Consider the following 22,985-nt stretch of genomic DNA (forward strand, 5'->3'; position numbering starts at 1 on the left):
CGTTCACCCCCCGGTGTCTTGAACGCTGTTGCGGTACGCAGCGACGTGAACGCTGTTGCGGTACGCCGCCGGGGTCACCCCCAGCACCCTGCGGAACCAGCGGGTGAGGTGCGCCTGGTCCGCGAAGCCGACGAGGCCCGCGACCTCGGCGGGGCGCAGTCCGGCTTCCAGGAGGCCGCGCGCCCTGGCCACCCGGTGCTGGGCGAGCCAGGCGTACGGCGGTACGCCCATCGTCGTGCGGAACGCGCGGAGCAGTTGGTAGCGGGACAGGCCCAGGTCCGTGGCGAGGGCGGCCAGGGAGGGAGGGTCCAGCAGTTCGTCGGCGAGGCGGTCGCGTACGGCCCTGGCGATGCCCACCGCCCCGGGCACGGTGTCGTCGGTCGCCCGGGCCGTGGAGTGGCGGCGGGCCAGGGCCGTGAGCAGCCAGGGCAGCCGGGACTCCGCTTCCAGCGGGTCGGGGCAGGCGCTGATGTCGGTGTGGGCGGCGCGCAGGGCCACCGCCAGCTCCGGGTCGTCGAGGACGGCGTCGCGGAAGTGCGGGAGGCCGCCGAGGGTGCCGTCGGTGAGGAGGGCCGGTTCCGCGTAGAGGGCCTGGTAGGCGTAGCCGTCGCAGGCGGCCGGGCCTCCGGTGTGCATCTCGCCGGGCTCCAGGACGACGATCGAGCCAGGGTAGGAGTGGATGTGCCCGCCCCGGTACGCGATGACCTCCGAGCCGCCGACGGTCACGCCGATGGTGAACTGGTCGTGGGCGTGAGGTGCGTAGACGTGGCTGTCGAAGTGGGCGGTGAGGAGGTCCAGGGGCGGGCCGGCGCGGCCGAGTCGTGCCCGGGTCCAGCTGGTCTGTTGTTGTCTCCCCATGGCGTACCCCCCGCCCACAGGGGATCAGAGGAGGTCGGCCGTGTCCAGGTCGAAGGCGAAGGGTTCCGGCAGTGTGACGGTCTTGCCGAAGGGTCGGGCGCAGTGCTCGCGGTAGTCGTCTTCCTTCGGCTCGCTGAACACGGTGACCTGAGCCGTGTCCCGGTCGACCAGCAGGTAGAGCGGGATGCCGGCGCGGGCGTAGCAGCGGCGCTTGGCCTCGCGGTCCGCCTGCGGCTTGGTGGAGGTCACCTCCATCACCATGGCGACGCCGTCGCAGGGCATCCAGGGATCGGCCCCCCGGTACAGGCGCAGTTCCATCGGAGCGAATGTGCCGTCGGGGACCAAGTGGTCCTTGGGGCAGCCGCCTCCGCTGCGCAGTTTCAACCCTTTGTTGCCTGAGAACTGCATGTCGGTCCGGGAACGTCTGATCACCTGGTTCACGATCAGTCCGATGTAGTCCTCGTGATCCCCGTCCGGCGGCGGCGTCACGACGATCTCCCCCTCGATCAGCTCTGCCCGGAAGCCCTCCGGCGTGTCCAGGGCGAGGAAGCCCTCCAGCAGGACGTCTGCCTGCGAGAGCGGCTCGTGGGCCATGGCAGTCATGTCACGCCCCTCCTTCTGTCGCCCGCCAGATTGGGACATCGGTTGATCACCTGTCCGTGAGATCGGGATCCCTTCCCTCGATCGTGGCACACGAGCACGGTCCTCGTCAGAAGGCCGAACGGCTCGCTTGACCCTGCCGCAGCGTCAACGTCTTCACTGGTGGCATGCGGATAGGAGAACTCGCCGGCGTCGTCGGCGTCACCACGCGGGCCGTGCGGCACTACCACCATCTGGGGCTGCTGCCCGAGCCCGAGCGGCGGGCCAACGGTTATCGGGAGTACGGGTTGCGGCATGCCGTCGTGCTGGCGCGGATCCGGCGGCTGACCGAGCTGGGGCTGGGGCTCGCAGAAGTGCGGGACGTGCTCGCGGACGAGGCCGGCAAGGACCTCGTCGAGGTGCTGACCGAGCTGGACGAGGATCTGGCGCGGCAGGAGGCGGCCCTGCGGGAGCGGCGCGCGCGGCTGCGGACCCTGCTGGACGCGGAGGGCGGAGTGCCGGCGGAGGGGCCGGTGTCACCGGAGCTGGCCGCGCTGTTCGCCCAGGCCGCGCATCTGTCGGACTCGCCCATGGCCGTCAAGGACCGCGAGATCATCGCGTTCCTGGAGACCGCCGTGCCGTTCGGGGAACGGGAGCGGCTGGTGGCGTCGGTGGGTGAGGCGCTGGGGAGTCCGGGGGCCGTGGCGCGGGCAGGTGAGGCCTACGCGCTGCTCGACGCGCTCGCCGGTGCCGGGCCCGTCGACCCGCGGGTCGACGAGGCGGCCCGGGCCCTCGCCGACTGCATTCCGCCGACGCTGTTCCCTGGGATCGGTGAGCTCGGTGAGATCGACCGGCACGACAGCATGCTGCGCGCGTTCTACGACGATCTCGCCCCGGCCCAGGCGGAGGCCGTCCGCCGTGCGTTGCGGATCCTGGCCGAGGAGCGGCGATGAAATCCGGGGGTGGCGATGAGGGTCGGGGGGCGGCGATGAGGGTCGGGGCGCTGCTGGTCCGGCACGAGGTGCGGTTGCTGGCGAGTCTCGGCCTGTGGGTGGCGCGGCGTACGCACGGGGCGGGCGGCGGGTCGGCCTTCGGGTATGCGCGGGGGCAGGGCGCGATGATGTTCGGTCTCGCGTTCGTGTGCGTCGTCGAGACGGTCGGGGTGTCCGTGCTGCTGCGGGACTGGCCCGCCGTGCACGCGGCGTTCCTCTTCCTGGACGTGTACACGGTCGTGTTCGTGGTCGCGCTGCACGCCTCGTCCGTCGTCCGTCCGCACGTGCTGGACGCGGCCCGCGGAACCCTGCGGATACGGCGGTATGTCCATGTCGACCTGCTGGTGCCGCTGGAGCGGATCGGCTCCGTGCGGCGTGAGCTGCGGATGACGCACGAGCCTGCCGACGGGGAGCTTGATCTGGAGGTGGGCTCGCAGACCAGCGTCACGCTGGAGCTGACGGATCCGGTCACGCATGTCGGCCTCTTCGGGCGGCGCCGGGAGGTGCGGGTCGTCCGCTTCCACGCCGACGACGCCGACGGGCTCGTGCGCGCCCTCGGCCAGGCCCGTGTCTGAGCTCCCCGTACGCTGTCGGGCGGAGTTCGATCGAAGGAGTACCCGTGCTTGTCCTGCTGCCGCCGTCCGAAGGCAAGGCCTCCTCCGGCCGCGGTGCCCCGCTGAAGCCGGAGTCGCTGTCGCTGCCGGGGCTGACCGCCGCCCGGGAGGCCGTCCTCACCGAGCTGGTCGAGCTGTGTGCCGGCGACGAGGTCAAGGCGCGCGAGGTGCTGGGGCTGAGCGAGGGGCTGCGGGGCGAGGTCGCGAAGAACGCGGAGCTGCGTACGGCGGGGGCGCGGCCGGCCGGGGAGATCTACACCGGCGTGCTCTACGACGCCCTCGGCCTGGCGTCGCTGGACACTGCCGCCAAGCGGCGGGCCGCGCGGTCGCTGCTGGTGTTCTCCGGGCTGTGGGGTGCGGTGCGGGTGACGGACCGGATTCCGTCCTACCGGTGCTCGATGGGCGTGAAGCTGCCGGGGCTCGGGGCGCTGGGCGCGCACTGGCGTACGCCGATGGCGTCGGTGCTGCCCGAGGTGGCCGGGGGCGGCCTGGTGCTGGATCTGCGGTCCGCCGCGTACGCCGCCGCCTGGAAGCCGAAGGGCGAGGTCGCCGGGCGGACGGCGTCCGTGCGGGTGCTGCACGCTCCCACCCGGAAGGTGGTCAGCCACTTCAACAAGGCGACGAAGGGGCGGATCGTGCGCAGCCTGCTGGCCTCCGGGACCGACCCGAAGGGTCCGGCCGAGTTGGTGGAGGCGCTCCGGGATCTCGGCTACGTCGTGGAGGCACAGGCGCCCGCGAGGCAGGGGCAGGCCTGGTCGCTGGACGTACTGGTGGACGAGGTGCACTGACGTCGGTGTACAGGTCATGAGATACGCCATTGCATGATGCGCAACGACCTTTGCGCGTTTTGCAAGCCGACGGCAGGATGACGCCATGGTCTCCCCTGCCCTGCCCGCCTCCGTGCTGGACCTCGCGCCCGTCGTTCCCGTCGTCGTCATCGAGGACGTGGGCGATGCCGTACCGCTCGCGCGTGCCCTGGTCGCGGGTGGGCTGCCCGCGATCGAGGTGACGCTGCGGACTCCCGCGGCCCTGGAGGCGATCCGGGAGATCGCCCGGGAGGTGCCCGGGGCGGTGGTCGGGGCCGGAACGGTGATCCGGCCGGAGCAGGTCGGGCAGGCGGTGGCCGCGGGGTCCCGGTTCCTGGTCAGTCCGGGCTGGACGGACGGGCTGCTGGAGGCGATGCGGGCGTCGGGGGTGCCGTTCCTGCCGGGGGTGTCGACCGCGTCCGAGGTCGTGGCGCTGCTGGAGCGCGGGGTGCGCGAGATGAAGTTCTTCCCGGCGCAGGCCGCGGGCGGAACGGCGTATCTCAAGTCGCTGTCGGGGCCGTTGCCGCAGGCCCGGTTCTGCCCGACGGGCGGGATCGGCCCGGACTGCGCCCCGGACTATCTGGCCCTGCCCAACGTCGGGTGCGTGGGCGGCAGCTGGATGCTGCCGCCGGACGCGGTCGCCGGACGCGACTGGGGGCGCGTCGAGGCGCTGGCCCGGGAGGCGTCGGCGCTCAGCGCAGGTGGGGCGTCGGCGCTCAGCGCAGGTGGGACGTGTCGTTGAGGAGGCGGACGCTGGCGTTGCCGTCCGCGTAGTAGGCGACCACCGACAGGGACGCGGCCGACAGTTCCATGCGGAACAGGGACTCCGGCGGGGCGCCGAGGGCGAGCCGGACGAGCGTCTTGATCGGGGTCACGTGCGTGACGAGCAGGACCGTGCGGCCCGCGTGGGCGGCCACCAGCTTGTCGCGGGTGGCGGCGAGCCGGACGGCCGTCGCCGCGAAGCTCTCGCCGCCTCCGGTGGGTTCGGCGTCCGGGGAGGCCAGCCAGGCGTTCAGGTCGTCGGGGTGGCGCTCGCGCACCTCGGCGAAGGTGAGGCCCTCCCAGGCGCCGAAGTCGGTCTCGCGCAGTCCGTCGTCGACGCTCACGTCGAGCCCGAGCCGGGCGGCGACGATCCCGGCGGTCTGCCGCGTACGGGCCAGCGGCGACGACACGACGGCCTGGACGGTGCCCCGCCGGGCCAGCATCGCGGCGGCCCGCTCGGCCTGTTCCCGGCCGGCGTCGGACAGGGAGGGGTCGGTGCCGCCGCTGCCGGAGAAGCGCTTCTGGGGCGTCAGCGGGGTCTCGCCGTGGCGCAGCAGGACGAAGGTGGCGGGGGCGCCCATGTCGGCGGGCGCCCAGCCGGGGGCGGCAACAGCCTTGGCGGCACGCGTGTCGGCCTGCGCGGAGCCTTCGGCGTCCCCGGGGACTTTCGTCGCCCCGGCAGCAGCAGAGCCCTCCGCGACTCCGGCGGCAGCACCAGAGCCCTCCGCGGCCCTGGCCGTCTCACCGGCCGTGTCCAGCTCCGCCGTCGACTCCGCCTCCGACCACCGCTCGCCCCTGGCCCCCGCGTCCATCGCCTCGTTGGCCAGCCGGTCCGCGTGCTTGTTCTGCGCCCTCGGCATCCACTCGTACGTGACCCGCCCGGGCGGGAAGACCCGGGCGGCCTGCGCGGCCAGGGGCTTCATGTCGGGGTGCTTGATCTTCCAGCGGCCCGACATCTGCTCGATGACGAGTTTGGAGTCCATCCGGACGTGGACCGTCGCGTCCGGGTCCAGCGCGTGGGCGGCGCGCAGGCCGGCGAGGAGGCCGCGGTACTCGGCGACGTTGTTGGTGGCGACGCCGATGTACTCGGCGGTCTCGCGCAGGGTCTCCCCCGTCGCCGCGTCGCCGACCACGGCCCCGTAGCCGGCCGGCCCCGGGTTGCCCCGTGACCCGCCGTCGGCCTCGACGATGAACTCCCGCACCGGAAGGGCTCCTTGACGACCTAGAGGCCGGACTCGGACGTGCGCACCAGGATGCGGCGGCAGTTCTCGCAGCGCACCACCGTGTCGGGCGCCGCCTTGCGGATCTCGGCCAGCTCGGTGATGGCGAGCTCCTGCCGGCAGCCCTGGCAGCTGCGCGCGTACAGCTTCGCCGCGCCGACGCCGCCCTGCTGGCCGCGCAGCTTGTCGTAGAGCTTCAGCAGATCGTCCGGAATGGAGGCGGAGACGACCTCGCGCTCCTTGGTGACCGTGGCGACCTCGCCGTCGATCTGCTCGAAGGCGGCGTCGCGGCGTGCGGTCGCGTCGTCGATCTTCGACTGGACGGAGGTGACGCGCTCGGTCAGCTCGGCGACCCGCTCCTGCGCGGACTCGCGGCGCTCCATGACCTCCAGCACCACGTCCTCCAGATCGCCCTGCCGCTTGGCGAGGGAGGCGATCTCACGCTGGAGGTTCTCCAGGTCCTTGGGAGAGGTGACGGCGCCCGAGTCGAGGCGCTGCTGGTCGCGGGTGGCGCGCTGGCGCACCTGGTCGACGTCCTGCTCGGCCTTGGTCTGCTCGCGGGCGGTGTCGCTCTCCTCGGTCTGCGCGGCCACGAGCAGGTCGCGCAGCTGGGTGTGGTCCTTGGTCAGCGACTCGATCTCGGCGTGCTCGGGGAGCGACTTGCGCTTGTGCGCGAGCTGCTGGAGGCGGACGTCGAGGTCCTGGACGTCGAGGAGACGGATCTGGTCGGCGGGCGCGGCGTTCAGTTCGGGGCTCCAAGGGGATCAGAAGGGGGCGAGGCCGCGTGCGCGGTCCAGGGGTCGGTGACCGTCTTCGAGACGTGGACGCGCAGGTCCCATCCGTGGCGGTCGGAGATCTCGTCGAGCTGGCTCGCGGCCAGCTCGCACCAGGGCCACTCGGTGGCCCAGTGCGCCGCGTCGAGCAGCGCGAGGGGGCTGTGGGCGCGGGCTTCCGAGACGGGGTGGTGGCGCAGGTCCGCGGTGAGGAAGGCGTCGGCACCGGCGGCGCGTACGTGGTCGAAGAGGCTGTCGCCGGAGCCGCCGCTGACGGCGACCGTGCGCACGAGCGCCTCGGGGTCGCCGGCGACGCGGATGCCCTGCGCGGTGGCGGGCAGCCGCTCGGCGGCGCGGGCGGCGAGCTCGCGGACGGTCACCGGGTGGTCCAGCGCGCAGAGCCGGCCGAGGCCCCGGCGGCCCTCGGGGTCGGTGGCGTCGGGCACGAGCGGCCCGGTGACCCGCAGGCCGAGGGCGCCCGCGAGGGCGTCGGAGACACCCGGGTCGGCGGTGTCGGCGTTGGTGTGGGCGACGTGCAGCGCGATGTCGTTCTTGATGAGGGTGTGGACGACGCGGCCCTTGAAGTGCGTCGCGGCCACCGTCGTCGTGCCGCGCAGATAGAGCGGGTGGTGGGTGACGAGCAGGTCGGCGCCCAGTTTCACCGCCTCGTCGACGATCTCCTGGACCGGGTCGACGGCGAACAGGACCCGCGTGACCTCCTGGTCCGGGTCGCCCGCGACGGTGCCGACCGCGTCCCAGGACTCGGCCCGCTCGGCGGGCCACAGGGTCTCCAGCGCGGCGATGACTTCAGACAGACGGGGCACGGGAGCAAGGCTACCCGCCTGATCTGTGGCGTTGCACCGCCACCGCCCGCTCCCGGCACCCATCGCCCCGCTCAGCACAAGCGCCCCCTTTTCCTCAGGCGAATCGTTCCTGGAACACCCTTATGTGTGAAGCCCGCTGCCGCGGAATTCCACACTCCAGCGAGCGAACTACCTTCGTCACTGGAGGTGACCGAGCGATGACGGTCTGTGCGATCGAGCCTTCGGCGGGATTCGAGGACGGTGACGGGAACGGGGGTGGACGCGGGGACAGGCCCGCGCCGGCCGGCTGCACGTTCACCGCGGACGGCGCCTACGGCGCGCGTCTGGCGTCGGCAGGCGGCTCCTGGTTCCCGGAGCGCTGGACCCTGGACGGCCCCGAGCCGTACGCGGTGCCCCTGCCGCGCAACCAGCCGGAGGAGCCCGGCACCGAGGTGCAGCCGATGGCCGACGGGCGGGTGCTCATCCACCGGGTGGTGGCCGGGCGGCATGCCTTCTCGCTGCTGTACCCGACCGGCCCTGGCACCGGGGAGCTGCCCCTGGGCGCGGTCGGCTGCCCGGACCGGACCGCCCGGCTGCGGCTGCTGCCCCCCGCCCCGGACGGGGAACGGGCCTACGCCCTCGCCGTGGGGCCGCGTACGACGTCGGTGTGGCTGGTGGCGGGCGGCGCCTTCGGGCCCGAGCGGCTGGCGGAGCTGCCCGGCCGCTGTTCGGGCGGGGTCTGGCTGGACCGGTCGGGACGGATGCTGGCACTGGACCGGGAGACCGAGGGCCGCACCAAGGCCGTCGTGGTGGACCTGGAGTGCGGCGGTGAGGTGTCGCCGCTGCTGCAGATCGCCGCCGACAGCGACGACCGGGTGCTGCTCGCCGACCATGACAGCGGGCTGCTGATCGTCCGCTCGGACGCGCCCTCGCCGGGGCAGGACCGGCTGGGCTGGGGTGTCCTCGGCAGCACGCTCCCGGTGCGCTTCCCGGAGTGCCTGCGGGTGCGGGACTGCTCCGTCACGCCGTTCGCCATCCAGCCGGGTCAGGTGCTGACGCCCGAGAGCTGCGCGGTGGCGTTGCGGGTGGACGGGCCGACGGGCAGCTGGGTCGGTGTCTGGCGTCCCGCCGAGCGCCGGGTGCACCATCTCCGGGCGCCCGAGGGGTGGTTGACGGGTACGGGCCTGTGGACTCCGGAGGGGGTGCTGCGGCTGCCGTACGCGACGGAGGCCGTGCCGTGCGGGGTCGCGCAGGTGAGCCCGCCGCCGGTCGCGGAGCCGGAGCCCGGGGCCGCGCCGGGGCCGCAGGGGCAACAGGAGCAACAGGAGCAACAGGAGCAACAGCCGCAGGAGCAACAGCCACCGTCGCAGCCGCGGCGGGCAGCCCCGCCTCCGGGACACCCGGGACGGCTCGCGGCGCCGGACGAGCCCCATCCGCCGACCCCGGCCGGCCGGCCTCCTGCGCCCTCGGCCGCACGTCCTGTGCCCCTTCAGGAAGCGCCGTTGGGACGCCTTGTAACGAACTAGTGCCGGTTGGCGTGGTCGCCTGGATCCGAGGTCAGGGGTGCCGGTTAGACTCACCCGGCTGTAAAAAAGATCATGTTGACGGGGTGAATTCCATCCGATGAGCGACGCCAGCACGAACCAGCCGAGCGATGCCGATGTCCGGCATCAGTCCTCCGGCCCCGGCCGGCACCGTGGTGAAGTCTCCACGCAGGACGGCGAGACGGCTCCGCGCGGACGTCACCGCAAGCCGGTGGCGGAGACCGAGCAGGCCGTGACTGCGGCCTGACGGCACGCCGGTCACCCAACGGAGAACGGCCCTCCCCGCCTCAGGCGGGGAGGGCCGTTCCGCGTCCCGTCGCCCGCTCCCTCACCCGCGTTTCAGGCCCAGCACCTCCGCCGCGGCGAACGTCTCCCCCGCCGGCCGGTCCGCGTAGTACGGGCCGAGGACGGCCTCCAGTTCGTCGTAGGTGAAGGCATCCTGCTTGCTGTCGAACTTCGCGGCGACCCGCGGCCGTTCGACGACGGCGACCATCCCGCCGTGCACGACGAGGAGCTGCCCGTTGACGTGGGCGGCGGCGGGTGAGGCCAGATAGCCGACGAGCGGGGCGACGTGCTCGGGGGCGAGCGGGTCCAGGCCGGTGCCCAAGGGCTGCTCGACGCCCGCGAAGACGTCCTCGGTCATCCGGGTGCGGGCGCGGGGGCAGATGGCGTTGGCGGTGACGCCGTACCGGGCGAGGGCGAGCGCGGTGGAAGTGGTGAGGCCGACGATCCCGCCCTTGGCGGCGGCGTAGTTGGGCTGGCCGGCGGAGCCCGCGAGGAACGCCTCCGAGGAGGTGTTCACGATCCGCCCGAACACCGGCTCCCCGGCCCGCTTGGACCGCTCCCGCCAGTGCGCGGCGGCGAACCGGGTGGTGTTGAAGTGGCCCTTGAGGTGCACGCGCAGGACGGAGTCCCACTCCTCCTCGGCCATCGAGAAGACCATGCGGTCGCGCAGGATGCCCGCGTTGTTGACGAGGATGTCGAGCTTGCCGTAGGCGGTGACGGCCGACTCGACGAGCGCGCCGGCCTGCGTGAAGTCGGAGACGTCGCCGGTGTGCGCGAGGGCCTTCCCGCCCGCCGCGCGGATCTCGGCGGCGACCTCCTCGGCGGGCCCCGCGGACGCCTCGCCCGAACCGTCCCGTCCGGGCTGCCCGTAGTCGTTGACGACCACGGCGGCGCCGAGCCGGGCGAGTTCCAGCGCCTCGGCCCGGCCGAGCCCGCGTCCGGCGCCCGTGACGACGGCGGACATCCCCTCGAGTGGCAGTGGCAGCGGCATCGGTGGCGTCCTCAGATCTCGATGCAGGTACGCAGGGCGGTCCCGGTGCGCATCTGGTCCAGCGCCTCGTTGATGTCGGCGAGCGGCACCCGGTGGGTGATCAGGCCCGCCAGGTCGATCCGGCCCGCGCGCCACAGGGCGATGGTGCGTTCGTAGGAGGTCAGCACGTCACCGCCGCCGTACATGGACGGCAGGATCCGCTTCTCGTCGAAGAACAGCTCGAACATGCTGAGCTGGAGGAAGTCGTCCATGGCGCCCGCGCCGACGATGACGAGGGTGCCGCCGCGCCGGGTGTTCTCGTAGGCGGTGCGGGCGGTGGCGGACCTGCCGACGACCTCGAAGACGTAGTCGAAGCCCTCGCCGCCGGTCACCTGCTGCTTGGCGTCGGGCAGTTCCTCCGGGGAGACGGCGCGCGACGCGCCGAACTTCAGCGCCGACTCGCGGCGCGAGGCCACCGGGTCGACGGCGACGATCTCGGCGGCGCCCTTCAGCCGGGCCCCCTGGATCGCGGAGATGCCGACGCCCCCGCAGCCGATGACGGCGACCGACGAACCCGCCTCCACGTCGGCCGTGTTGAGCGCGGCGCCGAGGCCGGTGGTCACCCCGCAGCCGATGAGGGCGGCGATGTCGAAGGGCACGTCGTCGGGTATCGGCACCGCGCAGCCGGCGTCGACGACGACCTCCTCGGCGAAGGTTCCGGTCCCGGCGAAGCCGAAGACGTCCCCGCCGGGGCGCTTGAAGTTGGGGGTGCCGGCGTTCATGAACCCGGCCAGGCACAGCTGGCTCTGGCCGCGCTTGCAGGCGGGGCAGGCGCCGCAGGCGGGCAGCCAGCACACCACGACCCGGTCGCCGGCCTTCAGGTGCCCGGCGCCCTCGCCGGCTTCGAGGATCTCTCCCGCCCCTTCGTGGCCGGGTACGAAGGGGCCGGGCTGCGGGAGCACTCCGCTCATGGCGGACAGGTCCGAGTGGCACAGCCCCGTGGCACGCACCCGGATCCTGACCTTGCCGGGCCCGAACCCCGCCGCCTCGACGTCGTCGAGGACCTCCAGCTTGTCCTGGCCGATCTCGTGCAGTACGGCTGCGCGCATGGTGCGGGCTCCCCTCGTACGGCGTGGTGGTTCAGGAGTGTTCGACGACGGTGTCGGCGAGGACGGGGGCGTCCTCGCGTTCGACGGCGCTCACGGCGACCCGGGTGGAGCCGGGTGTGTGCCACATGCGGATCCGCAGGGTCTCCCCCGGGTACACGACCCCGGCGAACCGGGTGGCGTAGGACCGCACCCGGGTCACGTCCCCGCCGAGCAGGGTGTCGACGACCGCCTTGAGCGTGATGCCGTAGGTGCACAGGCCGTGCAGGATGGGCCGCTCGAATCCGGCGAGCTCGGCGAACTCCGGGTCGGCGTGCAGCGGGTTCCAGTCGCCGGAGAGACGGTAAAGCAGGGCCTGGTCGTCGCGGACGGGTCGCTCGACGGTCCGGTCGGGTTCGCCGGTGGGCGGTTCGAGGCGGGTGGAGGGGCCGCGGTAGCCGCCCCAGCCGCCCTCGCCGCGCACGAAGATCTGGGCGTCGTTGGTCCACAACGGGCCCTCGGTGTCCGCGACGTCGGTGCGCAGCACGAGGACGGCCGCGGTGCCCTTGTCGTACACGGCGGCGATGCGGTTGGTCGCGGTGGCGGTGCCCGTCGCCGGGATGGGCCGGTGGATGACGAGGTTCTGGCCGCCGTGCAGGACGCGGGCCAGGTCGACCTCGACGCCGGGCATGGACAGCCCGCTGGTGACGCCGGGCTTTCCGCCGCCGGCGACGGTGGCGAAACTGGGCAGGACGTGCAGCCGGGTCTCCAGGGTGTAGCGCAGTTCGTCGGGGTCGGTGGCGGGGCTGCCCGCGCCGATGCCCAGGTGGTAGAGCTGCACGTCCCTGGGGTCCCAGGAGAGTTCGCCGGTCCGGGGTGCGGCGGCGAGCGCCTTGGCTGCGTCGATGGGCATGGGGCTCCTGATCGCCGGAGGAAAGACCTCGGTACGGCCGTCCGCACCGTCGGCCGCACCGAGGCCGTCTGGGACCGGACCGGGACGCGAACTGAAACGCGTTCCAGTCCCGCGCCTCTGTATAGCCGAGGCCCCGGCAGTTGTGAAGGCTCCTGACACTGTGTCAGATCGCCGGGTGATGACATTTGTCCTGCCGCGGTCCGTACAAGCGCATCTGCCGCGCGGCCCGGCGGATCCGTAACGTCGCTGCCATGGCCGCGCGGGCCCGGCGGGTCGCACCGTCCCCGGCGTGGCCCCTGCGGGCACTGCCCGCGCGCGGTCGGGACGAAGGAGGGGGACATGTCCTGGAGGGACAAGGTCGGGTGCCGGTTCGAGGCCATGCGGTCGGATGTCCGCGAGGCCCGGGAGCACCAGCGCTACTACCGGGCGAACAAGGGCCGGCTCAAGGCCGAGTGGCGGGCGGCCCGGAAGGCGGGCGGGCCCGACGCGGCCGCCGCCGGCCCGCCGCCCACCGGCTTCACCCTGCTGCCCTGGCTGCTGCTGGGGATGGGCGCCTTCTCCAACCTCTTCCAGGGCCGCGACGCGGATCCGTGGATCGGCGGCCTGGGCCTGCTGACCTTCAACAGCCTGTACATCTACGTGGCGTTCCGCTCGTTCGACAAGCAGAAGCGCGAGGCCCTCTCGACCCGGGTCGCACTGGCCATGCTGGCGGCCGTGACCTGCGCGCTCGCCGCCGGCTACGGCGACAACTGGCTGCTGTTCTTCCCGCTGCTCGGCCTGGCGACCGGCGCGGCCCTGCGGTTGCGGCACCTGCGGCCCGCCGGTACGGCCCTGGCGGTGCTGGCGGGCGCGGTGGCGTGGTTCCACGACGGCTGGGGCGGCCTCGACATCGCGTACGCCACCTGGATCTCCACGATGGTGACGGCCGCGATCATGCGGCTCTCCGAGGCGGTGCGCGAACTGCGCGCCGCCCGTGAGGAGCTGGCCCACCGGGCGGTCGAGAAGGAACGGCTGCGCTTCTCCCGCGACCTGCACGACCTGCTCGGGCACACGATGTCGGTGATCGTCGTGAAGTCGGAGGCGGCCCGTCGGCTGGCCGGCCGCGACCTGGACGCGGCGCTGGCCCAGATCACGGACATCGAGGCCGTGGGACGGCAGGCCCTGACGGAGATCCGCGAGGCGGTGAGCGGCTACCGGCAGGGCAGCCTCGCCACGGAACTCGACCGGGCTCACTCCGTCCTGACGGCGGCGGGCATCACGCCCGTGGTGAGCCGCTCCGGCCCGCCGCTCGGGCCGCAGACCGAGGCGCTGCTGGGCTGGGTGGTCCGGGAGGCGGTCACCAACGTCGTCCGGCACAGCGGGGCGAACCGCTGCGAGATCACACTGGCGGGAGACGGGGAGCGGGTTCGGCTGACGGTCTCGGACGACGGTGGCGGGGCCGTCGCCGGTGACACGGTGCTGAACTGCGACGCGGCACCTGCGGCTTCCGGCGGCAGGGGGCTGAGCGACACCGGCGGCACAGGGCACACCGGCTCCGCCCGCACGAGGGTGGGCTCCGACGGCACAGGACCCACCGGCTCAGCCCCCACGACGGTCGGCTCCGACGGCACGGGACCCACCGGCTCAGCCCGCACGACGGTCGGCTCCGACGGCACGGGACCCACCGGCTCAGCCCGCACAACGGTCGGCTCCGACGGCACAGGACCCACCGGCTCAGCCCCCACGACGGTCGGCTCCGACGGCACAGGACCCACCGGCTCAGCCCGCACGACGGTCGGCTCCGACGGCACAGGGCTGACCGGGCTGACGGAGCGGCTCGCGGCGGCGGGTGGTTCGCTGACCGCGGGGTCGCGGGCCAGGGGCGGCTTCGCGGTGGCGGCGGAGCTTTTGGCGGACGCGGCGCAGGAGCGGCCGGAGGGGCCGGGGGCGGCCGGCTTCCGGTGCGACCCGGACGTGTACGTTGGCCGGTGGTCCGCGCGACCACACGTCGAGGCCGCCGGCAACGGTCGAGAGCCCTAGGGGAACGGGAGCACATGGGACGCGTCGCCGTCATCACCGCGCCGAACATCGGGTACCGCAACACGGGCATGCTGACCGTGGACTTGGCGTTCGAGTCCCTGCGGCGGCGGATGGACACCGCGTTCGACGCCACCTGGTACACGCTGCACACGCCGGAGACCGTGCCGCTGCGCGAGGGTGCGCGCGGCACCGCCTTCCCGTTCCGCTTCCATCCGCTGGCCGAGCACCTCGACACGCTCGGCGACCACGACGCGGTCGTCTTCTGGGGCGACTTCCTGCACACCCGGCACTACCTGGCGCAGGACGCGACGAACCGTCTGCTCGACTTCGGCTTCGCCACGGACCGGGACGACGCCCGGGCGCAGCTGAACCGGGCCCTGCTCCTCGCCGACCAGCCGGACGAGGTCCTCGCACGGACCCTCAGCTACGGCGGGACGATCCTGCACAACACGCAGTCGGACTACGAGGACAAGGAGTACGGCCCGCTGTTCTCCCGCCTGGTCACGGGCAGCCACCGTATGTGGGTGCGCGATCCGCTCTCGGCGGCGAAGCTCGCGCATCTGCGCCGGGACCGTACGACCGACCACTTCGGCTCGGACGCGGCGCTGCTGTCCCGCCCCGGCGACCTCGACCACCTCCCGGTCTCGCAGTGGTCCCGGTCGGTGCCCGAGAACGGGGCCGTCGGCGTCTTCCTCGGCGCCCGTACGCCGATCCCCGACTGGCTGCCCGCCTTCTGCCAGGGCCTGTCCGACCGTCTGGGCGTCCCGCTGGAGTGGCTGCCCTGGTTCGACCGGGACGTCCCCGCCGCGGTCGGCCACATCGCGGCCCGCCCGGGGACTCCCACGGTCGGCGATCTGGTCGGGGTCCTGCCCCGCTACCGGCTGGTCATCACCGACACGTACCACCTGGCCGTCAACGCGTGGGGCGCCGGTACGCCCGCGGTGTGCGTCGGCGCGCCCGAGCCGACGCCCAAGACGCACGACGACTACCTGACGCTGAGCGATGTGAAGAAGCACGTCTTCCACATGGCGTACGACGCCACGGACTTCTACCTGACCACCGAGGAGGGGCACGGGCAGGACCTGGACCGGATCGCCGGCCTCCTGGAGGGCGGGGGCGCCGACACGGTCGCGGCGCGCGTCCGCGACCACGCGGACCACTCGGCGGCGTCCTTCATGCGGACCCTGACCTCACTGCTGGAGACGGCCCGCCCCACCCCGGGACCATGACCGCCCGGCGCATCCGCCTGCTGCTCGCGGAGGACCAGGGCATGATGCGCGGTGCGCTCGCGCTGCTGCTGGGGATGGAGGACGACATCGAGGTCGTCGCGCAGGTGGCCGCGGGAGACGCGATCCTGGACGCGGCCCTCGCCCACCGCCCGGACGTCGCCCTCCTCGACATCGAACTGCCGGGCCGGAGCGGCCTGGACGCCGCTGCGGATCTGCGTGACCGGGTCCCCGGCTGCCGCGTGCTGATCCTCACGACCTTCGGCCGCCCCGGCTACCTGCGCCGGGCCATGGAGGCGGGAGCGGCCGGTTTCCTGGTCAAGGACGGTCCCGTGGAGGAGCTCGCCGCCGCCGTCCGCCGGGTGCTGGCGGGCGAGACGGTCGTCGACCCGGCCCTGGCCACCGCCGCCCTCAGCGCGGGCCCCAACCCCCTGACGGCCCGCGAGAGCGACGCGCTCAAGGCCTCCGCGGACGGCGCGACGGTCGCCGACATCGCGGCCAGGCTCCACCTCTCGGAGTCCACCGTCCGCAACTACCTCTCCTCGGCGATCGGCAAGACGGCCACCCGCAACCGCATGGAAGCCCTCCGCGAGGCCCGCCGCCAGGGCTGGCTGTGACCTCCGTGCCTCTCACGGCACCTGGGCCACCCCGCCCCGGTCCCTCTCACGGCACCTGGGGCGCACGCCGTGGCAGCCACAGCCACATCAGCACGACCCCGGCCGTCAGGACCCCCGCTCCGACGCGGAACGCGAGGGCATAGCCCTCGGTCAGGGACTGCGGGGTCGTGCTGCCCGCCGACTCGGCCGCCGCGAGGGTGGACAGGACCGCCAGGCCCAGTGAACCGCCCATCGTGCGGGACGTGTTGACGAGACCGGAGACCAGGCCCGCCTCCTCGGGGGCGGCGCCGGAGGTGGCCAGGGAGGCCAGCGGGGTCGCCGCCAGGCCCGCGCCGAGCATCATGAGGATGCCTGGGACGAGGATCGCCGTGGTGTAGGAGCCGTCGGAGGTCATCGTGGACTGCCAGGCGAATCCGGCCACGGCGACGAGGGTTCCCAGCGCGGCGACGTTGCGCGGGCCGACCGGTCGCATCAGGCGCGGTGCGAGCTTGGAGCCGAGGATGACGGCGAGGGAGCTCGGGACCAGGGCGAGGCCGGCCTCGATCGGGGTGTAGCCGAGGACGTTCTGCGCGTAGAGGGTCATGAAGAACCACATGCAGAACATCGCGGAGCCGCACAGGAACATCGAGACGTTCGCCGAGGAGACCGAGCGCAGGCGCAGCAGGCCGAGCGGCATCAGCGGGCTCGCCGTGCGGGCCTCGACCGCCAGGAACGCCCCGAGGAGGACCAGCCCGGCGAGCAGGGGCAGCACGGTGGCCGGTGCCGACCAGCCCGCCGCCGCCGTCTGGGAGATGCCGTAGGCCAGCGTGCCGAGACCGGCCGTGACGAGCAGGGCGCCCGGCAGGTCGAGGCGGCGGCCGTCTCCGGCGCGTCCCTCGGTGAGGAACCAGGCCGCGGCGCACAGCACCACGGCCCCGACGGGCACGTTGATCAGCAGCACCCAGCGCCAGGAGAGCGTCTCCACCAGCAGACCGCCGACCAGACCGCCCGCCGCGCCGCCGCCGGCCCCGACGGCCGTCCAGGTCCCGATGGCCCGGGCCCTCGCGGCGCCCTCCGGCACCGACGCCGTGAGGATCGTCAGCGTCGAGGGCGCCAGCACCGCCGCGCCGAGCCCTTGCACGGCCCGCGCCACGAGCAGCTGCCAGTCGTCCTGCGCGAGCCCGCCGGCCGCCGAGGCCAGGGTGAACAGGCCGAGCCCGACGAGGAACATCCGCTTGCGGCCGTAGAGGTCACCGGCGCGCCCGCCGAGCAGCATGAACCCGGCGAAGGCGATGGCGTAGGCGTTCACCACCCATTGCAGGCCCTGCTCGCCGAGCCCCAGTCCGGTCCGCATGGACGGCAGCGCCACGTTGACGACGGAGACGTCCAGGACGACGAGGAACTGCCCGGCGCAGGTGAGCGCCACCACGAGCCACATCGGCGGCGCTTCGCGCGGACGCGGCCGGGGCAGCCGGGGGAGCCGGGATATGCGGGAGCGTCGGGCGGTGGCGGCATCGGCGGATTCGAGCATGGGTGTCATGCTCTCAACCACCTTGAGCCCCTTGCATCAGGATTTCGCAGGGCCCGGCACTCGGTCCTCGGACCTAGGCCTCCGGACAAACCGCTGCGGATCCCCTCATAATCCCCCGCCAGGACCAAGGAAAGGTCAAGTTTTCGTTAGGGTGCCGAAGCAACGGAATAGTTGCCTGGACATACAAGGTTCAGATTCCACGTAACCCGACGCTCCCCGGCCTGGAGGCCCTCCTCAATGACGCAGACGACGACAGACCGCCCCGCCGGCAGAGCGAGCGGGGCCGTGGTCCCGGTGCTCGCCTTCGCGGGCATCGTTGTCGCGGTGATGCAGACCCTGCTCGTCCCGGTGATCAAGGATCTGCCGCAACTGCTGGACACCGCCCCCAGCAACGCCACCTGGGTCCTCACCTCGACCCTCCTCTCGGGCGCGGTGGCCACCCCGATCATGGGCCGCCTCGGCGACCTCTACGGCAAGCGCCGCATGCTGATCCTCAGCCTGGCCGTGATGGTCGTAGGCGCCCTGGTCAGCGCGCTCACCAGCGATCTGCTGCTCATGATCACCGGCCGTACGCTGCAGGGCTTCGCGATGGGCGCGATCCCGCTCGGCATCGGCCTGATGCGCGACATGCTGCCCCTCGAGAAGCTCGGCTCGGCGATGGCCCTGATGAGCTCCTCCATCGGCGTCGGCGGCGGCCTCGCCCTGCCCGCCGCCGCCCTGGTCGCCCAGCACAGCGACTGGCACACCCTCTACTACGGGGCCGCCGGCCTCGGCGTCGTGGCCATCGCCCTCACCCTTCTCGTCGTGCCGGAGTCCCCGATGCGCGCCGAGGGCTCCTTCGACCTGCCGGGCGCGCTCGGCCTGTCCGCCGGACTCGTGCTGTTCCTGCTGCCGATCACCAAGGGCAGCGACTGGGGCTGGGCCTCCGGCACCACCCTCGGCCTGTTCGCCGCCTCGGCGGTCGTGCTCGTGCTGTGGGGCGTGATGGAGCTGCGCGTGAAGGCCCCGCTGGTCGACCTGCGCACCACGGCCCGCCCTGCCGTCCTCTTCACCAACCTGGCCTCGATCATGGTCGGCGTCTCCTTCTACGTCGTCTCCCTGGTCCTGCCGCAGCTGCTCCAGCTGCCGAAGTCCACCGGCTACGGCCTCGGCCAGTCGATGGTCGTCGCGGGCCTGCTCGTCGCGCCGCTCGGCCTGACGATGATGTTCACGGCGCCCGTCTACGCCCGGCTGTCCGCGAAGTACGGCCCCAAGTTCACCCTGATCCTCGGCCTGATGATCATCGCGATCGGCTACGGCGCCGGCCTCGGCCTGATGAGCGCCGCCTGGCAGAGCCTGGTCATCTCGGTCCTCCTGGGCGCGGGCATCGGCCTCGCCTACTCCTCGCTGCCCGCGCTGATCGTGGGCGCCGTCCCGGCGTCGGAGACTGGTGCGGCCAACGGCCTCAACACCCTGATGCGCTCCATCGGCACCTCGGTCTCCAGTGCCGTGATCGGCATGGTGCTGGCGAACACCGCGAACAACGTCGGCGGCGTCGAGATCCCGACCATGCACGGCTTCCGGGTCTCCTTCCTCATCGCGACGGGCGCGGTGGCCGTGGGCCTGCTCCTGGCGCTGTTCCTGCCGGGGCGGCGGCCGTCGAACAAGCCGCAGCTGCGCGCCAGCAGCGAGGAGGACGCGGCACTGGAGCGTGCCGAGCAGGTGCTGCGCGGTTTCCGCGGCCGGGTGCTGGGCGCCGACGGCTCCCCCGTCGCCCGCGCCAAGGTCACGCTGATCGACCGCCGCGGCCGTCAGGCCGGGGCGACGCTCTCCGCCGAGGACGGCAGCTACACGCTCGTCGTCCCCGACCGGGGCTCCTACGTGGTGGCCGCCCGGGCCACGGGCCACGGCCCGCTCGCCTCGTCCGCGACCCACGCGGGCGACGAGCGCCCGATCGACCTGGACCTGTCGCTGCCGGGCGAGCCGGTCTCGGCCTGACCCGCCGCCCCTCCCCCTACTCACCGGTACCCCCTGTCGTGCTCGCGGCAGGGGGTGCGGCACGATGGGCGCCCTGACCGTCGTACGACCGAGAGGAACCCCATGCCCGCGGCCCCGAAGCCCGAGATCCTGGCCGCGTTCGAGGCGGCGAAGGGGTTCATGCCCGCCGGTGAGGGGCTGGCGCTGTACGCGGCGGCCGTGGAGGCCGGGCGGCTCGGGCTGCCGCTGCTGGAGGTCGGCACGTACTGCGGCCGGTCCACGATCCTGCTCGCCGACGCGGCCCGCGAGGCCGGGGTCAGCGCGCTCACCGTCGACCACCACCGCGGCAGCGAGGAGCAGCAGCCGGGCTGGGACTACCACGACCCCGAGACCGTCGACCCCGAGGTCGGCCTGATGGACACGCTGCCCACGTTCCGCCGCACGCTGCACCGGGCGGGCCTGGAGGAGCACGTGGTGGCGCTGGTCGGGCGGTCCCCGCGGATCGCCGCGTTCTGGCGGACGCCGCTGGGCTTCGTCTTCATCGATGGCGGCCACACCGACGAGCACGCCACGGCCGACTACGAGGGCTGGGCGCCGCACGTCGCCGAGGGCGGTCTGCTGCTCATCCACGACGTCTTCCCCGACCCGCAAAACGAGTTCACGGGCCAGGCCCCCTACCGGATCTACCTGCGGGCGCTCGCCTCCGGCGCGTTCACCGAGGTCTCGGCGACGGACTCGCTGCGGGTGCTGCGGCGCACGGGCCGAGGCATCCAGTAGTGCTTCGTCAGGTTCTGGATCTGCTGGTCGCCTGCCACGGTGCCGGCAGGCGCCCGGGCGGGTGAACTGCGCCGGACGCACCCCCGCCCGGTCGGCCCACGGGCGGCGTGGCGCGTCGGTGGGCGACCGTCGCTGCCCAAGGATCCGGGCGCGTGGCACACACCTTCGAAGAGCTCGTGGAGAAGCAACGCGCGGCCGACGAGGCGTACGCCCGCGTGCGTCATCTGCAGGACGCGTACGGGCCGCCCACCCAGACCAAGTGGAGCGGCCAGCAGACCAGCACCTGGGAGACGGCCTGGCGCGCCTGGCGCGATCTCGCCCGGGACGTCCAGGCGGCGGTGACCGGGTACGCGAAGCAGGAGGGCACCCCCCGCCAGGAGGTGGAGGCGCGGGTGAAGGAATCGGTACGGCACGGGGAGGACGGCGGGAGCGGGGTGTAGGCAGGGACCGCGACCCCCGTCTGCTCCTCTCCGGACGGACGACGGGGCGACGGGGCGACGGGGCGACGGCGGACACGACCCGGCCCACACCCGTCGGCCACACCAGAACCCGTCAGCCAGGCCACCACCCGCCGACCCGGCCGAAACCGTCAGGGCCCGGCCATCACCCGCCCGCCCCCGGCCACCACCCGTCGGGCCGTCCTCGGCCCGCCGCCCCCGCCGGCGGCCGCTAGGGTGGCAGGCGTGTCGTACGTAGGCCCGGACTTCGAACCTCCCCAGCCCCGCCGCCCCCGCCGCGGCCCCCTGACCGTCGCGCTCGCCGCGCTGGTGCCGGGGGCACTGCTCGGCTGGCTGGTGTACGAGACGGTGGGCGGCTCCGGGGACGACGGGGGTTTGGGCCGGGCGACCGTGCGGTCCTCCTCGCCCGCGGCGTCGAGCGCGCCCACCGACGACGCCAAGAAGCCGGGCGCCTCCCCGGGGCCCACGGACACCCCCTCGGCCTCCGCGCCCGCCGCCTCCGGCCCGCTCAAGGGCAAGGTCGTCGTCATCGACCCGGGGCACAACCCGGGCAACTTCCAGCACGCGTCCGAGATCAACCGCAAGGTCGACATCGGGACGAACTCCAAGGAGTGCGACACCACGGGCACGTCCACCAACGACGGTTACACCGAGGCGAAGTTCACGCTGGACGTGGCGCACCGGATGCGCACGCTGCTGGAGAAGCAGGGCGCCACGGTGAAACTGACGCAGGACGGCGACCGTCCGTTCGGGCCGTGCGTGGACGAACGGGCCCGGATCGGCAACCAGGCGAAGGCCGACGCCGTCGTCTCGATCCACGCGGACGGCTCGGGCGCCGGCAACCGCGGCTTCCACGTGATCCTGCCCGGCGCGGTCCACGCGGGCGCCGCGGACACCCGGGCGATCGTCGGCCCCTCCCGCGATCTCGGCGAGCACGTCGCGGGCCGCTTCGTGGCCGTCACCGGCAGCGCGCCCTCCAACTACATCGGCGACGGCAGCGGTCTCGTCACGCGTAAGGACCTGGGCGGTCTCAATCTGTCAACGGTTCCCAAGGTGTTCATCGAGTGCGGCAACATGCGCGATAGCAAGGACGCGGCGTTGCTCACCAGCGGCGCGTGGCGACAGAAGGCGGCGCAAGGGATCTCCGAGGGAATCGTGAGTTTTCTGCGCGGGTAGTCCCGGACCGGCAGATCCCGGCGGACACCCTGACCTGGCGGACGATAGGGTCCTCCTTACGATGAGGGGCCACCCCCGCGCTTCACACCGAGTCCACACGGCGGCATGGTGACGGCGACGCCTCCACGGACGACGAGACGACCTACGAAGGACCTGAAGTGAATATCCGCTCCCTCACTCGGGGCGACGGCGTGGTGATCGGTGCAGCGGTGTTGCTGTTGATCGCGTCGTTCCTCGACCTCTACTCGTTCGACAATGTCCCCGACAGCGTCGACCTCCCCAGCCTGTGGGGCAGCGGCCCGGTCGTGTTCAGCGTGGTGCTGGCCGGGATCATCGGCGGCGCGCTGGTCGTCGTGGCGCGTGGCCTGCCGCAGCTGCCGAAGATCGCCGGGATCGAGCTCGGCCAGTTCGGCGCGGCCTTCACGGTGTTCGCCGCGTGGAGCGCGCTCGGCAACATCTTCGACGTGACCGGTGGCTACGACAACATCGAGGGGACTCGCGCCGACTATCTTCCGAGCCCCGGCGTCGGCATGATCCTCGCCCTCGTCGCCACGCTGCTGATGGCCGCCGCCGCCATCGCCACGCCCCTCGTCCCGGCCCTCAAGGGCGCCCTCGTCCCGGCTCCCCGCCCGGCCGCCCCGCAGCCCTACGGCGCCCAGCCGCCCGGTGGTTACGGCTACCCGGGCGCGCAGCAGCCCGGCGGCTACGGCCAGCCGCAGCCGGGGCAGCCCTACGGCGGTCAGCAGCCGCAGCCGACGCAGGCCCAGGCTCCGCAGCCGCCGGCCGGGGACTTCTCCCCGTTCTGGTTCGCGGTGCCGGTGCCGCGGCCGCTGTTCGCGGAGGACGGCTCGCCCACGCCCATCGCCGAACTCGCCCCGGGCACCTGGTACCTGGCCGTCGAGCAGCGCGGAGCGGCCCTGGTCGCCCAGACGCAGGACGGCCGCCGCGGCGTCCTGCAGGACACGTCGGGCATCCAGCGCGGCTGAGCCCGCACACCTCTCGCACGGCCCCTCGCCCTTCCGGGCGGGGGGCCGTTGCCGTA

At 73.2% G+C, this 22,985-nt stretch carries 23 protein-coding genes; 14 read left to right on the forward strand and 9 right to left on the reverse strand.

Going from position 1 to position 22,985, the window contains the following annotated elements:
• Nucleotides 1-3: 3 nt before the first annotated feature.
• Both ACFCXS_RS09525 and ACFCXS_RS09530 read right to left on the reverse strand, forming a co-directional pair.
• A complete protein-coding gene (locus ACFCXS_RS09525) occupies nt 4-858 on the reverse strand; it encodes an AraC family ligand binding domain-containing protein (RefSeq protein ID WP_376642527.1) in 855 nt (284 codons plus the stop codon).
• Nucleotides 859-882: 24 nt separating this feature from the next.
• A complete protein-coding gene (locus tag ACFCXS_RS09530) occupies nt 883-1,452 on the reverse strand; it encodes a Uma2 family endonuclease (protein ID WP_376643020.1) in 570 nt (189 codons plus the stop codon).
• A gap of 173 nt (nt 1,453-1,625) precedes the next feature.
• Here ACFCXS_RS09530 and ACFCXS_RS09535 point away from each other — a divergent pair, with 173 nt between their 5' ends.
• The 4 genes from ACFCXS_RS09535 (at nt 1,626) to eda (ending at nt 4,591) form a co-directional block, all read left to right on the forward strand.
• Nucleotides 1,626-2,390, forward strand: coding sequence for a MerR family transcriptional regulator (locus ACFCXS_RS09535; protein ID WP_376642529.1), 765 nt, complete (start codon nt 1,626-1,628; stop codon nt 2,388-2,390).
• Between the two features lie 35 nt (nt 2,391-2,425).
• Complete coding sequence (locus tag ACFCXS_RS09540; protein ID WP_376642531.1) at nt 2,426-3,004, forward strand: hypothetical protein; 579 nt, start codon at nt 2,426-2,428, stop codon at nt 3,002-3,004.
• A 44-nt stretch (nt 3,005-3,048) separates the two neighbouring features.
• Entirely contained in the window at nt 3,049-3,831 is a 783-nt protein-coding gene (yaaA, locus tag ACFCXS_RS09545; protein WP_376642533.1) for a peroxide stress protein YaaA, read from the forward strand.
• Between the two features lie 85 nt (nt 3,832-3,916).
• Complete coding sequence (gene eda, locus ACFCXS_RS09550; RefSeq protein ID WP_376642535.1) at nt 3,917-4,591, forward strand: bifunctional 4-hydroxy-2-oxoglutarate aldolase/2-dehydro-3-deoxy-phosphogluconate aldolase; 675 nt, start codon at nt 3,917-3,919, stop codon at nt 4,589-4,591.
• Here the strand turns inward: eda and ACFCXS_RS09555 are convergent.
• Genes ACFCXS_RS09555 through ACFCXS_RS09565 form a run of 3 tightly spaced genes read right to left on the reverse strand, consistent with a single transcriptional unit; the run spans nt 4,566 to nt 7,428 of the window.
• Nucleotides 4,566-5,813 carry a bifunctional RNase H/acid phosphatase gene (locus ACFCXS_RS09555; RefSeq protein ID WP_376642537.1) on the reverse strand — a complete coding sequence of 416 codons (1,248 nt, stop codon included), beginning with the start codon at nt 5,811-5,813 and terminating at the stop codon, nt 4,566-4,568. The genes eda and ACFCXS_RS09555 overlap by 26 nt on opposite strands.
• A 20-nt stretch (nt 5,814-5,833) precedes the next feature.
• Nucleotides 5,834-6,577, reverse strand: coding sequence for a zinc ribbon domain-containing protein (locus tag ACFCXS_RS09560; protein WP_376643021.1), 744 nt, complete (start codon nt 6,575-6,577; stop codon nt 5,834-5,836).
• Nucleotides 6,574-7,428, reverse strand: coding sequence for a Nif3-like dinuclear metal center hexameric protein (locus ACFCXS_RS09565; RefSeq protein WP_376642539.1), 855 nt, complete (start codon nt 7,426-7,428; stop codon nt 6,574-6,576). The genes ACFCXS_RS09560 and ACFCXS_RS09565 overlap by 4 nt, the downstream gene beginning before the upstream one ends.
• A gap of 197 nt (nt 7,429-7,625) precedes the next feature.
• Here ACFCXS_RS09565 and ACFCXS_RS09570 point away from each other — a divergent pair, with 197 nt between their 5' ends.
• Nucleotides 7,626-8,933: a hypothetical protein gene (locus tag ACFCXS_RS09570; protein ID WP_376642541.1), complete on the forward strand. Its 1,308-nt coding sequence runs from the start codon at nt 7,626-7,628 to the stop codon at nt 8,931-8,933.
• 97 nt (nt 8,934-9,030) lie between these two features.
• Nucleotides 9,031-9,198: a hypothetical protein gene (locus tag ACFCXS_RS09575; protein WP_376642543.1), complete on the forward strand. Its 168-nt coding sequence runs from the start codon at nt 9,031-9,033 to the stop codon at nt 9,196-9,198.
• Between the two features lie 81 nt (nt 9,199-9,279).
• Here ACFCXS_RS09575 and ACFCXS_RS09580 read toward each other — a convergent pair whose 3' ends face one another.
• The 3 genes from ACFCXS_RS09580 to ACFCXS_RS09590 are packed head-to-tail and all read right to left on the reverse strand — an operon-like array spanning nt 9,280 to nt 12,204.
• Nucleotides 9,280-10,227 (reverse strand): 3-oxoacyl-ACP reductase, encoded by a 948-nt coding sequence (locus ACFCXS_RS09580; protein WP_376642545.1) that lies wholly within the window; start codon nt 10,225-10,227, stop codon nt 9,280-9,282.
• Nucleotides 10,228-10,238: 11 nt separating this feature from the next.
• On the reverse strand, nt 10,239-11,315 hold the full coding sequence (locus tag ACFCXS_RS09585; protein WP_376642547.1) for a Zn-dependent alcohol dehydrogenase: 1,077 nt from the start codon (nt 11,313-11,315) through the stop codon (nt 10,239-10,241).
• 31 nt (nt 11,316-11,346) lie between these two features.
• Nucleotides 11,347-12,204, reverse strand: a complete 858-nt coding sequence (locus ACFCXS_RS09590; RefSeq protein ID WP_376642549.1) for a MaoC/PaaZ C-terminal domain-containing protein — start codon at nt 12,202-12,204, stop codon at nt 11,347-11,349.
• Nucleotides 12,205-12,543: 339 nt separating this feature from the next.
• Between ACFCXS_RS09590 and ACFCXS_RS09595 the strand changes: the two genes are divergently transcribed.
• The 3 genes from ACFCXS_RS09595 to ACFCXS_RS09605 are packed head-to-tail and all read left to right on the forward strand — an operon-like array spanning nt 12,544 to nt 16,066.
• Nucleotides 12,544-14,223, forward strand: coding sequence for a histidine kinase (locus ACFCXS_RS09595; RefSeq protein WP_376642551.1), 1,680 nt, complete (start codon nt 12,544-12,546; stop codon nt 14,221-14,223).
• Nucleotides 14,224-14,237: 14 nt separating this feature from the next.
• Nucleotides 14,238-15,452, forward strand: coding sequence for a hypothetical protein (locus ACFCXS_RS09600; RefSeq protein ID WP_376642553.1), 1,215 nt, complete (start codon nt 14,238-14,240; stop codon nt 15,450-15,452).
• Entirely contained in the window at nt 15,449-16,066 is a 618-nt protein-coding gene (locus ACFCXS_RS09605) for a response regulator (protein WP_376642555.1), read from the forward strand. Before ACFCXS_RS09600 ends, ACFCXS_RS09605 begins: the two co-directional genes overlap by 4 nt.
• Before the next feature lie 46 nt (nt 16,067-16,112).
• Here ACFCXS_RS09605 and ACFCXS_RS09610 read toward each other — a convergent pair whose 3' ends face one another.
• A complete protein-coding gene (locus ACFCXS_RS09610) occupies nt 16,113-17,585 on the reverse strand; it encodes an MFS transporter (protein WP_376642557.1) in 1,473 nt (490 codons plus the stop codon).
• A gap of 228 nt (nt 17,586-17,813) precedes the next feature.
• Between ACFCXS_RS09610 and ACFCXS_RS09615 the strand changes: the two genes are divergently transcribed.
• The 5 genes from ACFCXS_RS09615 (at nt 17,814) to ACFCXS_RS09635 (ending at nt 22,929) form a co-directional block, all read left to right on the forward strand.
• Complete coding sequence (locus ACFCXS_RS09615) at nt 17,814-19,553, forward strand: MFS transporter (protein ID WP_376642559.1); 1,740 nt, start codon at nt 17,814-17,816, stop codon at nt 19,551-19,553.
• Nucleotides 19,554-19,655: 102 nt separating this feature from the next.
• Entirely contained in the window at nt 19,656-20,309 is a 654-nt protein-coding gene (locus ACFCXS_RS09620) for a class I SAM-dependent methyltransferase (RefSeq protein WP_376642561.1), read from the forward strand.
• A gap of 152 nt (nt 20,310-20,461) precedes the next feature.
• The gene (locus tag ACFCXS_RS09625; RefSeq protein ID WP_376642563.1) at nt 20,462-20,749 is read left to right on the forward strand and encodes a hypothetical protein; all 288 of its coding nucleotides are present in this window, start codon (nt 20,462-20,464) and stop codon (nt 20,747-20,749) included.
• Between the two features lie 243 nt (nt 20,750-20,992).
• Nucleotides 20,993-21,943, forward strand: coding sequence for an N-acetylmuramoyl-L-alanine amidase (locus ACFCXS_RS09630; RefSeq protein WP_376642565.1), 951 nt, complete (start codon nt 20,993-20,995; stop codon nt 21,941-21,943).
• A 158-nt stretch (nt 21,944-22,101) separates the two neighbouring features.
• Entirely contained in the window at nt 22,102-22,929 is an 828-nt protein-coding gene (locus ACFCXS_RS09635) for a hypothetical protein (RefSeq protein WP_376642567.1), read from the forward strand.
• Nucleotides 22,930-22,985: the final 56 nt, after the last annotated feature.

Source organism: Streptomyces sp. NPDC056373 (genome assembly GCF_042262425.1).
In the GTDB taxonomy this organism is placed as follows: Bacteria; Actinomycetota; Actinomycetes; order Streptomycetales; family Streptomycetaceae; genus Streptomyces.